At 45.5% G+C, this 14,440-nt stretch carries 13 protein-coding genes; 5 read left to right on the top strand and 8 right to left on the bottom strand.

Annotation, left to right across the window (positions count from 1 at the left end; genetic code table 11):
• Positions 1–30 precede the first annotated feature (30 nt).
• On the top strand, positions 31–678 hold the full coding sequence (gene elbB, locus M1D72_RS01730; protein ID WP_390194997.1) for an isoprenoid biosynthesis glyoxalase ElbB: 648 nt from the start codon (positions 31–33) through the stop codon (positions 676–678).
• 266 nt (positions 679–944) lie between these two features.
• On the opposite strand, the gene secF is transcribed toward elbB, so the two are convergent.
• From secF to M1D72_RS01710, 4 genes are all read right to left on the bottom strand, one after another.
• Positions 945–1,844 (bottom strand): protein translocase subunit SecF, encoded by a 900-nt coding sequence (gene secF, locus M1D72_RS01725; RefSeq protein ID WP_456295314.1) that lies wholly within the window; start codon positions 1,842–1,844, stop codon positions 945–947.
• A 2-nt stretch (positions 1,845–1,846) separates the two neighbouring features.
• Positions 1,847–3,691 carry a protein translocase subunit SecD gene (gene secD, locus M1D72_RS01720; protein ID WP_456295313.1) on the bottom strand — a complete coding sequence of 615 codons (1,845 nt, stop codon included), beginning with the start codon at positions 3,689–3,691 and terminating at the stop codon, positions 1,847–1,849.
• Positions 3,692–3,778: 87 nt separating this feature from the next.
• On the bottom strand, positions 3,779–4,207 hold the full coding sequence (locus tag M1D72_RS01715; protein ID WP_456295312.1) for a hypothetical protein: 429 nt from the start codon (positions 4,205–4,207) through the stop codon (positions 3,779–3,781).
• A gap of 95 nt (positions 4,208–4,302) precedes the next feature.
• Positions 4,303–4,980: a hypothetical protein gene (locus tag M1D72_RS01710; protein ID WP_456295311.1), complete on the bottom strand. Its 678-nt coding sequence runs from the start codon at positions 4,978–4,980 to the stop codon at positions 4,303–4,305.
• A gap of 162 nt (positions 4,981–5,142) precedes the next feature.
• Here M1D72_RS01710 and M1D72_RS01705 point away from each other — a divergent pair, with 162 nt between their 5' ends.
• On the top strand, positions 5,143–5,604 hold the full coding sequence (locus tag M1D72_RS01705; protein ID WP_456295310.1) for a hypothetical protein: 462 nt from the start codon (positions 5,143–5,145) through the stop codon (positions 5,602–5,604).
• A gap of 62 nt (positions 5,605–5,666) precedes the next feature.
• Here M1D72_RS01705 and M1D72_RS01700 read toward each other — a convergent pair whose 3' ends face one another.
• Both M1D72_RS01700 and phhA read right to left on the bottom strand, forming a co-directional pair.
• Entirely contained in the window at positions 5,667–5,999 is a 333-nt protein-coding gene (locus tag M1D72_RS01700; protein ID WP_456295309.1) for a 4a-hydroxytetrahydrobiopterin dehydratase, read from the bottom strand.
• Positions 5,992–6,783 (bottom strand): phenylalanine 4-monooxygenase, encoded by a 792-nt coding sequence (gene phhA / locus M1D72_RS01695; protein WP_456295308.1) that lies wholly within the window; start codon positions 6,781–6,783, stop codon positions 5,992–5,994. Before phhA ends, M1D72_RS01700 begins: the two co-directional genes overlap by 8 nt.
• Positions 6,784–7,000: 217 nt before the next feature.
• Here phhA and M1D72_RS01690 point away from each other — a divergent pair, with 217 nt between their 5' ends.
• A complete protein-coding gene (locus M1D72_RS01690; protein WP_456295307.1) occupies positions 7,001–8,977 on the top strand; it encodes an acetoacetate--CoA ligase in 1,977 nt (658 codons plus the stop codon).
• Positions 8,978–9,079: 102 nt separating this feature from the next.
• Here the strand turns inward: M1D72_RS01690 and M1D72_RS01685 are convergent, their stop codons facing one another.
• Positions 9,080–9,661 (bottom strand): class I SAM-dependent DNA methyltransferase, encoded by a 582-nt coding sequence (locus M1D72_RS01685; protein WP_390195015.1) that lies wholly within the window; start codon positions 9,659–9,661, stop codon positions 9,080–9,082.
• Positions 9,662–9,865: 204 nt separating this feature from the next.
• On the opposite strand from M1D72_RS01685, the gene M1D72_RS01680 reads away from it, so the two are divergent.
• Both M1D72_RS01680 and M1D72_RS01675 read left to right on the top strand, forming a co-directional pair.
• Positions 9,866–10,744, top strand: coding sequence for a LysR family transcriptional regulator (locus tag M1D72_RS01680; RefSeq protein WP_390195017.1), 879 nt, complete (start codon positions 9,866–9,868; stop codon positions 10,742–10,744).
• 194 nt (positions 10,745–10,938) lie between these two features.
• Entirely contained in the window at positions 10,939–11,832 is an 894-nt protein-coding gene (locus M1D72_RS01675) for a cation transporter (protein WP_456295306.1), read from the top strand.
• Positions 11,833–11,924: 92 nt separating this feature from the next.
• Here M1D72_RS01675 and M1D72_RS01670 read toward each other — a convergent pair whose 3' ends face one another.
• The gene (locus M1D72_RS01670; RefSeq protein WP_390195022.1) at positions 11,925–14,285 is read right to left on the bottom strand and encodes a Lon protease family protein; all 2,361 of its coding nucleotides are present in this window, start codon (positions 14,283–14,285) and stop codon (positions 11,925–11,927) included.
• Positions 14,286–14,440 lie beyond the last annotated feature (155 nt).

Genomic DNA, 14,440 nt, shown 5'->3' with positions numbered 1-14,440 from the left:
AGTGGCATCGCGATATAAAAGGAGCATAGGATGAAAAAAGTAGCGGTTATACTCAGCGGCTGTGGCGTTTTTGACGGTACCGAAATTCATGAGGCCGTTTTAACGCTCCATGCAATAGAGAAAAATGGTGGCACTTGGCACTGTTTTGCACCGGATATTGAGCAGTCCCAAGTATTGGACCACACCTCAGGTGAAACATTAGATCAAACTCGCAATGTTCTGATTGAATCAGCACGAATAACACGTGGCCAAGTTGCCGACGTAGCAAGTTTAAATGTGGAAGAGTTTGATGCGTTACTCGTCCCTGGCGGCTTTGGCGCAGCCAAGAATCTTACGGATTTCGCCTTCAACGGCGCCCAATGCAGCATCAATGCGCATGTTGCCTCGGCTTGTCGGGCCTTTGCTGAGCAAAGAAAACCAGCAGGATATATGTGTATCGCGCCAGTACTAATGCCCATGGTTTACCCTCAAGGTGTAAAAGGCACCATAGGTCAAGACCCAGACACCGCCGCCGCCTTTAATGCTTTAGGTGGAGAGCATGTGAATTGCCCGGTTGACGATATTGTCTTTGACCAAGCGAATCAAGTCGTAACCACGCCAGCATACATGTTAGCGCAGTCGATTAGTGAAGCTGCCAGCGGGATTGAAAAACTGGTCGAAAAGGTTCTTTCTCTATAACTTAATACGACTTCAGCTCAAACCCTGTAAATAGGCGGTTAAAGTATCTTCGCGTGTCACCTTGTCTTAGCGTTTTATTGAACGCTGAAAGCCAATTTCTATATAGAAAAGAATCTGACCGAGTTACTTCCCTTACTCGCCTAGCAGATTAGGGAATCAAAATTTACAATGTAAATGCCCGTAAAAATGGGCTAACCAGCTAAATTCCAGTTCTTAAAATCAAGGGAAATTTCCATAAAAAAAGCTCCTTACGGAGCTTTTTTTATTTAAGGCGCAGCGTCAATTTCTACGGGCTGATAATGCCTAGAACGGAGTTTAAACCACTCAGGTAATACAGTGCCGATAGAAATCGATGACCAGGTTCCAGTCAACACACCAATAAACATTGCCGTTGAAAAGCCTTGCAGAGCATGACCGCCCATTAACCACAATGCAGCAATCGTGATAAGCGTGGTACCTGAAGTCACCATGGTACGAGAAAAGGTCCCTAGAATCGCTTGGTCATTAATGTCGGCGGTTGACGAGTCTTTTTTCGCCACCAGCAACTCTCTAATACGGTCAGAGACAATAATCGAGTCGTTCAGTGAGTAACCAAGTATGGCTAACAACGCAGCAAATACCGTCAAATTGAACTCCATCTGACTCATTGCAAAAAAACCAAGTACTAAGACCACATCGTGAAGCAACGCCATTAATGAACCACTTGCCAAACGCCACTCAAATCGAAAACACAAATAGCCAAGGATACACAACACCGAAACGAGCAGTGCCATACCACCTTCATCCACAAGTTCCTGCCCAACTTGAGCCCCTACTAAGCTATCACTCACCACCGTAACTTGGTGTGAAATCGAAGATAACCACTGTTCAAAGTTGACCTCATCATTTCGCGGCTCGCCAGCATAACGAATGACCCAACGACCTTGCTCGTCGGAGTGAGTTGCCGTCGCTAATTCCCCGAGATGCGGTTTGAGCGCGTTTAATAACTCATTGCGAGTAATTTGCTGCTCGACCTGAACCTCAGTGACTCTTCCCCCAGTAAAATCGAGCCCCATATTAAGGCCTCGAGTCATGAGCATTACGAGAGAAAACACCATTAGAACCAGCGAAATAGCGCTGGTGATATAACGAATTTGACGGATATAACGTTTGCAAAAGTTAATCATGATTACACCCTTACTTGATGGCGGGAATCTCGTCCCCAAATGAGATTTATGATGGCTCTTGAAGCAAACACACCACTAAACATACTGGTTAGTAGCCCGAGTCCGAGAGTCAGAGCAAAACCTTGAATCGGCCCATTGCCGACAGAAAATAAAATGACCGCCGTAATCATGGTCGTAATATTGGCATCAAGAATGGTACTAAAGGCACTTTGAAAGCCAGCATCAATAGCTTGAGCAAAGCTTCGTCCTTCATGCATTTTGTCTTTTATCCGCTCAAAAATTAAAACATTGGTGTCTACCGCCATACCGACGGTTAGCACCAAACCAGCAATCCCCGGAAGCGTCAGCACAGCGCCAGGTAGTAAGCCAATTAACCCTAACAAACAAACCATATTAATAATTAACGCCGCATTGGCGACCCAACCCAGACGACGATACCAAAGCGCCATAAACGTCAGTGTTAATGCTAGACCTAACGCTAAGGCAGCAAATCCATTGTGAATATTTTCAGCGCCTAATGACGCGCCAATAGTGCGCTCTTCCACGATGGTGACTGGCGCGGTTAGCGAGCCTGCTCGTAAAAGTAACGCTAATTGCTGAGCTTCATCAATAGAACCTGCACCGGTAATACGAAATTGACTTGCAAGCTGAGACTGAATCGTCGCGACACTAAGCACACGCTCACTACGCTGAGTTTCGCCTTTGGCATCACGAGTATATTCACGATAGACCGTCGCCATCGCTTGACCAATGTGCTTAGCTGAGAACTCACTCATCCGTTTACCACCAGCATGATCAAGTGAGATATTCACCTCGGAAAAGTCCATCTTATCGACACCGGCGCGCGCATTGACGATATGTTCACCAGTGATCACCGGATGCTTATCAATCACGACATCTTTGCCATCGTTATCTTGTAGTACCATGGAATCTGTCGTTCGAGCTTTGGCTGGCTCTTTGACGGCATAAAATGCCAAGCTCGCGGTTGCTCCGATGACATTTTTGGCTTCTGATGGATCTTGCACGCCAGGTAACTCAATACGAATACCATGCTCACCTTGACGTTGAACCAGCGCTTCAGTAATACCAAGTTCTTCGATCCGCCCGCGCATGATCTTCAAGTTTTGCGCTATGGTTTGCGTTTGAAAATCATTTTTGGCTTTACCAATCGGAGAAATCACCCATTGAGCATGCGTTTTTTGAATCTGCCAATCTGGATACTGATTATGAATCAATGACGTCAATTGAGTGAGCGTCTGTGTATCTTGGCTTGAAACCATTAATTGGTTTTTATCTAGCGATTGAATGGTTAGCGGCGGCCAATGCTCTTCACGGGCACGGGTTCGAAGCTCATCAGCGAGTGCATCACGCTGCTCAGCGAACGCTTTATCTACGTCCACATTCAGCAAAAATTGTACGCCACCGCGTAAATCTAAACCCAGTTTGATCGGATTAAAGCCAAGTTGGTTAAGCCACGAAGGAGCCACCGAGACATAAGAAAACGAGATAGAGTTGCTCTCTCCCAGAAGTTCGTTCAGCACCTTCCGCGCTTGAGTTTGTGTATCTTCATCGCGAAAAACTAAGGTAAATTGCTCGCCGCTTTGGGTAATCTTATCCGCGTCGATGTGGTGCCGCTTTAAATAACGGTCGATCGTAGCAACGCTGCTTAGCTCGTTTGGCCGATGCGCCGATGCAGAAATTTGAATAGAAGGCAGCTCTCCAAACCAAGTGGGTAGAGCACTTAAGGTTAAAACAATTACGGTGACAATTAACACCGCGTATTTCCATGAAGCGTAGTGATTCATAAGCCTTCGAGGTGAAGGCTTGGATCTTGAGGATTTTTTCATAAACACAACCTCTCAGCTCAAATTAAGCTGAGTAAAACAATTAAAATAGCAACTCGCTAGCGAGTTAAGAAACGTTGAGGTCGGTGTTTAATATTGACTATTGAGTGCTACATAAAATGCATTCGTCTCTTTCCAAGAAGAGAGACGATGAGAATTCGCGTGCGTTTGATGAAACCAACACGTGTTACATTCAACACGGTGATCCACTGAAAAAGCCCCGAAAGGCGCAAAGAAATGAAGGGAGTCTGAGAGCCCATTATCGATGTCGATACGTGGGTTTTGTTTCCAAGTGCTGCGAATCAGCCGTTGCTGCGCACTTGCTGCGGTTTCAAATTCGACTGATGAAGAAACGCTCTCGAGCTGATCAATATGACTTTCGGTGGTCGCCATGCCGCGAGACACCAACAAACGGCTCGATGGCTCCGATTCATTGAGTGTTAGGTACGCCAAGGCTTGCGAAGGCAGAACCATAGCAAGTAGCGTAAACCACAAATATTGAATAAATCGAAAGCCCATTCACATAACAACAAAAGATACTTCAGCAAGCATGATAGTCACGTAACTACATACCTACAACTAAAAACTTCTAAAACCCGAATCGTCAGCCAAAACTATGGGTAGGAAAGTTCTCCGGTTTGTACGTCCAAATAAATTTTGTCTTCTTGCTTTAAGCCTCCGCAGTAAACGAAATACACATCGCGTCCCTCGAATCGATTTGAGCGAACCCAACCGCCGAGCTCATCAAAGTCTTCTGGCGTACAAGTACCGTCTTTGAGTAACTGATCGGCAGTCTTAGTAAACATGTCAAAAAAGTCTTTAAAATCATCTGATTTTTCTACGTATTGGCTGACAGTCTCAAGCCTCTCTTCGCGACTTATGGTCGGGGCGACTTCAAGCAACTGATCCATTTTCACCCACTCAGCGACCTCCTCTCCCCCTTCTTCATATACGTAGTATGGCGTTACCCGCCCCCAGCCTTGCTGCTTTTCAAGGATGTGTAACTTATCTCCGCGATAGACAAAGCTTTCAATAAAACCTTGCTCACTCGGCGAAGTCCGCACCGCTAATTTGGCTGGATTCACATAGTAATCAGTAATCGGTTCAGGCTCTGGATCAGCCTGTTCTACTTTGGGCTCTTGTGGCTGTATTTTAGGCTTTAACCGCTCAAGTTCAGCTAGGTTTGCCGCTTCAAGCGCTTCTCGTTCCGGTTTCATCACAAACAAATAATAGCCGGCCCCTGCGCCTCCAACTCCGAGCAAAAATAACACCAGCATGACGATCTTTTTCATAATACTCTCAGTGAAATATCTATACTTATTCTAGACCACCCAACACCATGAAATATCATGAAATGGCGACGATTGATTACTAGGTTAACGGCGAGCTTACTCATAACTTTACCTCTGTCTGTACAGGGGCAACAATGCGTGGAACACGATTGGAATCAACTCTTGATAGAACAAAAAAGACTGGATTCTTGGTATAACCAGCACGCTGAAGCATTTAACCAGTTTTTACACATCTATCAGCAACAGGTGTTTTTACATAAACAGTTCACCAAGCAGCAATTACGCTCGTTTTGGGCACCGAATAAGCCGGATTTACACCATAAAATGCAGCAGCAGATTGAAATCTCAACCCAAATCCATCAATTGCTTACTCAAGAAATAACACTCTTGGAAAACCAATCTACTCCAGTAGAACAATTAACTCAGCGTTGGCAAACGATGATGACATCCTGCAAGGCGGCTGAACTGAACGTCAATGTACTTTCCAGCCAAACCTATATCAAGGATAACACCAAGCTGCTCGAGCAATTAAATCTACTCACCCGCAAACTGAAAACGCTCGCTCAGAACTATCAACACGAGCGCCAAGCGCTCATTTCCAGTCAAAAGCAAAGCGAGAAGTAATAAAAAAGGCGCTCAAAGCCACCTGGAGGGGATAGTGGCTCTGAGCTAACCTTGAACAGGAATTACTGGAGCAGCGCATCGCATTTCGCGGCGCAGATAAAATCATTGCGATGCAACCCCTTGATAGAATGACTCCACCAGGTGACGGTCACTTTTCCCCACTCCGCTGCGATGGTTGGGTGATGAAACTCTTGCTCCGCAAGCTCTGCAACCTGATTAGCAAACGCCCAAGCGAGTTTAAAATTTTTGAATGAATAACATTTCTCAAGCTGGGCGATATTGTCACGCTGTATCCGTTGCCACCCCGTTAGCTGAGCAAGCAACGTCTGCTGCTCCTCAAGCTCTAAGGCGCGAGCTCCCTTTTTACACGCTTCACACTGCATTTTTTCAAGCATTATTTACTTCCTTAGGTTCAAAAAGCGGCGGTAGTAAGCCTGCCGCCATGGCTTGTTGTACATCGTGGAGCAAATCGCGCTGACTGAGACGAAATAGCGCACTAATGTCGTTAAGCACAAAATAGATTGGTTGCATGATATCGATGCGATAAGGCGTTCGTAACACGGTGTGTATATCAAACGGAATCCGCTGTGGTTGATTGCTTTCCAAGGCATAACACGTTTCCCCCGGTGAGGACAAAATGCCTCCCCCATAGATTCGCAGCTTGCCATGCTCTCTGACTAAGCCAAACTCGACGGTAAACCAATAAAGCCGAGCTAAAAAAACGCGCGTTTGATGATCCACCTGTCGGCCCAGTTGTCCGTAAACTTGAGTGAATTTCGCGAAGTCAGGATGCGTCAACATCGCACAGTGACCAAAGACTTCATGGAAAAAATCGGGTTCTTGAAGGTAATCAAACTCTTCTCGGCGACGAAGAAAAGTCGCAACAGGAAACTGTTTTTGGGCGAGCAGATCAAAAAAGCGGTCAAAACTGATTAACGCAGGAACAGGAGCAAGACGCCACCCTGTCTCTCGTTGCATTACATGGTTTATATCACTGAGCTTCGGAATACGTTTGGTCGGCAAATCTAACATCGCAAGCCCGTCGAGATAAGCTTGGCATGCACGGTTGCCCAGCACCTTTTGCTGCCGCTCAACAAGGTCATGCCATGTTTTATGCTCTTGCGGGCTCCAATCGATAGTGCCATCCGGTGCTACTGGCTTTGATTGATAATCAGACATCACCGCCTCCGACAATACGCCACCTAATAACAGCCTAAGTCATTGCGCTTCAGGTGCCAATTTGACCGCCATTCCTAGCCGCAAAATTATGTAACAATATTTTTACAACTAATCATTTTTTGCTTAATTATCAGACTCCTGTTTTTATTGCTCAGTTTGACTTTGCTCAATTAGCGACCAACACTTATGTCAACAACGGTTAAGGACGGATAACACCATGCCGAACTCAAATTTACTTTGGCAGCCAAGTGACAAGCGTATTCAACACGCAAACATGACTCAGTTTATTCAACACATCAATATGCAAGGCGAAATCTTAACGGATTACGCGTCACTTCATGCTTGGTCGGTCGCAAACAGTAAGCAGTTTTGGCTGGAGGTTTGGCAAGTTTGCGATGTTATTGGTTATCAAGGAAACTGCATCTTTGGTGAAGGCATTGCTAAATGGGAAAAATTTCAATCCAGTCGTGACACGATCTGGTTTCCCCAGGCTAAACTCAATTATGCGGAAAACCTGCTTTCCTACGCGTTTCAAGACCCAGACGGCCTCGCCATCTGGTTCAAAAATGAACGAGGCCAAACTCGAAAAGTCACTTGGCAATCGTTATGCGATCAAGTCTCTATTGTTCAGCAATGGCTAAAGCAAAACGGAGTCGAACGTGGTGATGTTGTTGCAGGTTACATGCCTCATATTCCTGAAACCATCATCGCGATGCTCGCTGCAACCAGCCTCGGCGCTATCTGGACATCCACCTCACCCGACTTTGGCATCGACAGCGTGTTAGAGCGCTTTGGCCAAGTTCAGCCAAAGATACTGTTTTGCTGCAACGGCTATACGTTTAATGGCCAAGTTTTCCCAATGGAGAACAAAAATACTCAGCTGGTTGAAGCGCTACCCAGCTTGGTCAATACCTGTCAAGTTGACTATCTACAAACCGGACAAAGCAGCGTATTCAGCAATGAAAACTTTTCTGATTGGGAGTCCGTCCAAGCGGGCTACTTGGCGCGTGGGGTCGAATATCAACGTATTGGTTTTAACGACCCGTTATTTGTTTTGTATTCATCAGGAACAACCGGCAAACCTAAATGCATCACGCATTCAGTCGGTGGCACGATACTCAATCACTTAAAAGAACATCAATTGCACTGCGATATTCAGCCTAAAGACCGCGTTTTTTATTACACGACGTGTGGCTGGATGATGTGGAACTGGCAAGTTTCCGCATTAGCGAGTGGCGCGACTTTAGTCATCTACGACGGTCATCCGATGATGCCGATGTCAAGTGCGCTATGGGAGTTAGCGGATGAAGCTGGCGTTACCCTGTTTGGTACTTCAGCAAAATATCTCGAAGCACTTCAAAATGCCCCATTTTCGCCCAGTGAGTATTTTAAGCTCACCCAACTACGTACCTTGTGTTCGACAGGCTCAGTACTCTACCCAGAACAATTTGACTACGTGTATGCCAATATTCACGCGGATATCCACCTTGCCTCAATCTCTGGTGGCACTGACATCTGTGGCTGCTTTGTCATTGGTAGCCCGATTTCTCCAGTTTATCGTGGAGAGTGCCAAGTCCCGGCGCTGGGAATGGACGTTGCGGTATTGAATGACAAAGCAGAAAGCGTGATTGGCGAGCGCGGTGAGCTAGTATGTCTTAATAGCTTTCCCAATCAACCGATTGGGTTTTGGCATGACGACGGAGAACGTTATCACAACACCTATTGGGCCACATTCAATAATGTATGGCGCCAAGGTGATGATGTCATGATGACAGAACGCGGCGGTATGGTGTTTTATGGACGTAGTGACGCGCAGTTAAATGTTGCGGGAGTGAGAATTGGTACTGCCGAAATTTATCGCCAAGTCAACATCATGCGTGAAGTGCAAGATTCCATTGCCGTCTCACATTACAAAAACGGCCATGAAGTAATTGCTTTGTTTGTCCAGCTCAAACCAGAATTCCTACTAGATGAAAACCTCAAAGCCGATATTCGACTCAGGCTCAAAACCCACTGCTCACCAAGGCATGTTCCACAAGCGATCTATCCGATCAGTGACACACCTAAGACACGCTCAGGTAAGTTAATGGAAATTGCGGTCAGACAAGCACTCAATGGCCAAGATGTGACGCATCATCATGCACTGGCTAACCCCCAAGTTTTGGATGAGATCCTGAGTATAATCTCATCTTAATGACCAATCCATTTCTGCCCAATCAACAAACTTCTCAGCGGCAAAAAACAAAAACTCCCTTGAATGCGGGAGTTTTTTCGTTTTAAGCCACCATGATGCTTGCTACTTTTTCGCCACGCACATCACGACTTGATGAGGGCCAAACCCGGCATCAACAGCAAAAGGTATAGAGACCTTAACCTCCGTAAACCCGACGCTGGTTAAGACTTGCTCTGCGCGTGATGGTGCCATTCCTTCTTCCGCATTGGGATCATCACTATGCCAATCCCACTGAATAAAGTAGCCACCCTCTTCAATTAATGAATAAATGACATCGGCGATATCAGCATAATTACTTAAATAACCACACACAGAGGACGCTGTGATGATATCAAACTGACCACGAAATGCGGGGTGAATCGCGACTAATCCTCGTGACAACATATCAACGACTGGCTCGACATTACTGAGCTCTTTGTCATCAAGTTGCTCAATCATGGCTTCAGAGCCATCAAGTGCCACAATATCTTTTGCCAGCGGTGACATCTTTTGACAAAGCAAACCGGTGCCACAGCCAAAATCCAACATACGCTTACCTGAAAGGTCCAGAATCGCTGTCAGTGATTCAAATGCCTTGGTTGTGAAATCAACGGTCGCAGGGCTTGCTTCCCAATCTTCCGCATAATCATCCCAATTCATTGCCATATGATCTCCCTATTACTTCATACATCTGGCAGGTACCTCACAAGAGTAAACTAAAACTAAAGCAAGTTCATAGTCTTAAATGAGTTAAAACGGACATCCGCCGATAATTTGGTTAAAATTACCCATTAATATCGCGAGGTCATCGGTTTACTATTGACTTACAAATCCCGCGAATGGTCCACCATTGAGAGCAATGATAACGCAATGAATATCTCGCAAATAGAAGCTTTTTGTTTGATTGCCGATCTCGGTTCTGTCTCAGAGGCCGCACGGCAACTTGATTGCAATAGAACTAAGCTTAGCATGGCGATCAAAGCGCTGGAAAAAGAGCTGGAGATTTCGCTGTTTATTCGTAGTGGTAATCATCTCGCGTTATCAGAAGCAGGCAAAGCAATATATAAAGATTGCCAAAATATGCTAACCACCGCGGCTCGAATTAGGCAAACTTGCTTACAAGTCACGGGAGAATTTAACGCCGAGTTGTGGATAGCTCGCGATGACTCACTGCCCGATGAACTGTGGCAAGAACTTTCACATACGTTGAATCACAAATTCCCTGCGACCTCTTTTAACATCGTACTCGCATCAAGTGGCGACTTATCCAATTTAGTCAGTACCCAACAGGTTGATTTTGCATTCGGGGTTGATTATGAACGTCTTGATAACCCAATGATCACTTACCAGCCGCTGGGGAAAATTCGCATGATGTCGGTGTGTAAAAGTGGTCATCGTTTAACCAAGATGAGCCGAGTGTCTGATGAGGAGCTGAGAAATTCTATGCAGGCGGTGATGGTGTATCTGAACGAAAAAGATAACCCAGAATTACAGCCGCTTTCGCTAACGCATATCGGCTTCTCTAGCTTTGATTATATTCTCAATACCATTTTGACCGAAGACGCCTGGGGCGTGCTTCCAGAGCCACTGATTCGTCACTATCTCCGTAAGCAGGAGCTTGCGGTGATTAAGCACACCTATGGCCTTACCCAAGAAGACTTCTGTATGTTAACCGCCGCCGGTATGACCGAACACCCCGGAATGACATGGCTTGCTGATCAATTGAACGAATATCTCTTCGATTTCTAACGATATTTCAGTAGGATGACGAACAAAAAACACTCACCGTCAAAAATATTGTCACCAACAAAAGTTCTAACTGATTGTTTTTAAATAATATTAAAACATGCATTTCATTCCCTTGTTTCATTGCTGGATATAGCGATTGTCAAAAATGCGATTTAGCAGAACAATACGCTTATCGAATTGAGTGAGATGATTTTATGTGTGCCAGGACAAGCTTAAACGAAAAACGTGTGTTAACCATTTCAGCCCTTTTAGCATCAGGCTTTGCCGGCGGTGGTTTGTTACTCGGTTTATTCGTCGGCTCTCTGGTTATTGTGTTTGATGGCGTTTATTCCTTAGTAAGCTTGCTGTTAACATTATTGTCACTCGCCGTTTCAAGTTACATGCGCAAACCCTCGCGTGGCGAATTTCAATACGGCAAAGCGGTGTTGGAGCCGCTGGTCATCATGATCAAAGCCTCCGTAATCCTGTCTATCGTCAGTTATTCTCTGTATTCAGCGGTATCGGCAATGTTTTCGGGCGGTCGCGAAGTCGACCCTTCTATCGCAACCGTTTTTGGTCTCGTTAACGTGATAGGTTGTGCTTATGCTTGGTGGAAAATTGCAAAGAGCTCTAAACGTTTTTCTTCTGGTTTAATTGATGCAGAGGCAAAACAATGGAAGATGGATACGTTGTTAAGTGTCGCGGTTACCGCAGGTTTCGTTTCTGCTTGGGCGATGACGTTTACGCCTTGGGCAGACTACGCCATCTATGCTGACCCGATGATGATGATTTTAATGTCGTTTTACTTTATTAAAGTGCCTTTCGATATGCTTCGAGGCGCCGTACGTGAACTGTTAATGATGCGGCCTAGTAAAGAAATCTGCCAATTGGTCGGCAGCGAAATCAAAGCGCTTAATCCGCAATCACCGTCGATGTTCAAACTGGCAGGTGTGACTAAGGTTGGACAAGAACTGAGAGTCAGGGTTGATATTCACAGCAGCAGTGCGCAGCTTGATGTAAAACACTTAGACCGAGCACGCCAAGTCCTCAAAAATAAACTGGCAAAACTCTCGCTGGATCTTAATCTGACGATGAACATTGCCAACTAGGTCTCGAGCTGAACATCGGCGACATTTTATCGATAGAAAAATGACCACAAAAAAGCCGACATCAACGTCGGCTTTTTTATTTGCTTGTGCATTTACTTTTTCAGCGCATTGAGTTTTGCCTGAGCAATACCAAAAATGGTCTCTATCGGATAACTCCCTTCTTCAGTTGCACTGCCAGCCGGCTTGCCTGTAAATATCTCGATGGCTTCTGTTACGTGGTCAATCGCCCAGATATTGAACTCGCCGCGTTCTACGGCTTTAACGATATCAGGCCGCAGCATTAAGTTATGTTGATTTGAGCGTGGAATGATCACCCCTTGATCGTTACTGCGCCCTTTAATCATACACACATCAAAAAAGCCTTCGATCTTCTCGTTGACGCCACCAATCGGCTGAGATTCTCCAAACTGGTTCATTGATCCGGTGATAGCAATATCCTGACGATTAGGCACCTTTGAAAACGCTGAGACCACCGCGCAGAACTCTGCCATACTCGCGCTATCACCATCAACGCCGCCATAGGATTGCTCAAAAGTAATGGTCGTCGTGAGAGGTACACGCGCTGTTTTGCCAAACACCGACGAGAGGTAAGCGGTTAAAATCATCACACCTTTAGAGTGAATACTGCCACCTAAATCGACACTGCGCTCAATATCAATCACATCCCCGTCACCATAACAAGCCGTAGCCGTAATACGATTTGGCGCGCCAAACATATATTCACTGGTACTTAGCACCGATAAAGCGTTGACCTGCCCTACGGCTGTACCTGAGGTTCGCAGTAATGTCGTGCCATTCACAAAGCCTTCCATGACACTGTCACGTAAGCGATTGACTCGCATTTCTTGATTACTGAGCGCTTCTTCAACGTGGCTAGCTCGAATCATATTCGAGTTCGCTTGTTTGGCAACGTAGTTAGATTCGCGCAGTAGGTTAGCAATATGGGCAGAATGCAGCGATAACTTATTTTGGTCACCCGCCAATCGACAGCTGTGTTCAATCACACGAGCAATGGCTTTGCGGTCGCAATGCAGCATATTGCTGTCATGGACAACACTGGAGATAAAACGCGCGTATTGCAGCTCCGCGTCGTCGTTACGCGTCATTTCATCTTCAAAGTCAGCGGTGACTCTAAACAATTCACGAAACTCAGGATCATAATGCTGAAGCAGCTGATAAGTACGGTAGTCCCCAAACAGAATGATTTTTACATCTAACGGAATCGGTTCGGGATCGAGAGACACAGCTCCCGTCAGCGTCACTTCTTTTTCCAGCGAGGTAAAACTCATTTGCCGCGAACGCAGTGCTCGTTTGAGCCCATCCCAAACATAAGGTTGCTCAAGCACTTTTTGTGCGTCCATGAGCAGCACCCCACCATTGGCTTTATGTAAACTGCCTGCACGGATCAGAGAAAAGTCGGTAAATACCGTGCCTTTAAAGGTGGCGGTTTCAATATACCCAAACAATGAGTGGTAGTTCGGATTCTCCTCGACCACGATAGGAAATTCATCAGATTGGCGCGCCACCAGCACGTTCACTTTGTAGCGTCGCGGTAGCTTTTTATCCAATGAAGCCGTGGCGATTTCGGCCTGCTCATTGCTCTGTTCTAGAAAGATGTCGGCGTTTTCTACGATGTCTTTCTGCAAATCGGTTAGATAGTGCTTAATTTCTGGAAATTCGCCGTAATCAATTTTGAGCTGCTTGATAAAGTGGGTAATAACATCCAGTGTCACTTCATCATTCAGCTTTTTAATTTTTTCACTGTATGACTCTTCCCATTCGGTCAACTGGCGGACCATAGTACGAAGCTGAATTTCAAGCTTATCGATGGTGTCACTGAATGCTTCCTGCTCCTTTTTGCTCAGTGCATCAAAGGTTTCTTCGGTGTGCAGCTCCTCACCATTCATTGCCACAAACTGATAATCTCCCTGAGTGGTGATCGTTAAACTTACACCTTGCTCTTTCGCTTCATGGCTGATGTTTTCCAGTTCGGCTTCTTGCTTTTGCGCTAACTGATTTTTCAGCTTTTCCGCGCGAGTGAAGTACATTTCATTATCAAACGCCAACGGCAGTGCCTGCAGCAGTTTGGTCATGAGCTTTTCTATATCTTGGCGTAATTTATTGCCCACACCGACGGGCAACTTTAATACTTTAGGGGTTCGAATATCTTCAAAATTCGCCACATAACACCAATCAAACAGTGCATCGGTATCATGTTTGTGACGGTTCAAGTAACGTAAAATCATCGTCCGCTTGCCTAGGCCATTTTGGCCAATTGCGTAGATGTTGTATCCCTTCTCACGAATTGACATCGCAAATTCAACCGCCTTTTGCGCTCTTTCCTGACCGACAATTTCGTCAATCGGCGCCAATTCCTTAGTTGATTTACTGGTCAACTTTTCAAGTACAGCGGCGTGATACAGCTGCTTTGCTTCAAGCCTTTCTATCGCCATCACGGCCTCCTTGCTTTTTTGTTGTTATACAGTGCTTCTAAAATCTTAGTTTAATTTTATTTACGATTTAGTGACTTACAGTCAAAACGCAACCAAGTGACTAAAAATTCAACAATTCACGCTATTTTATTGTCACTAAATGATAATTGTTTGCA

The sequence above is a fragment of the Vibrio sp. AK197 genome, from assembly GCF_053903115.1.
Note: the sequence above shows the minus strand (reverse complement) of the source record. Positions and strands in the feature narration are given on the sequence as shown.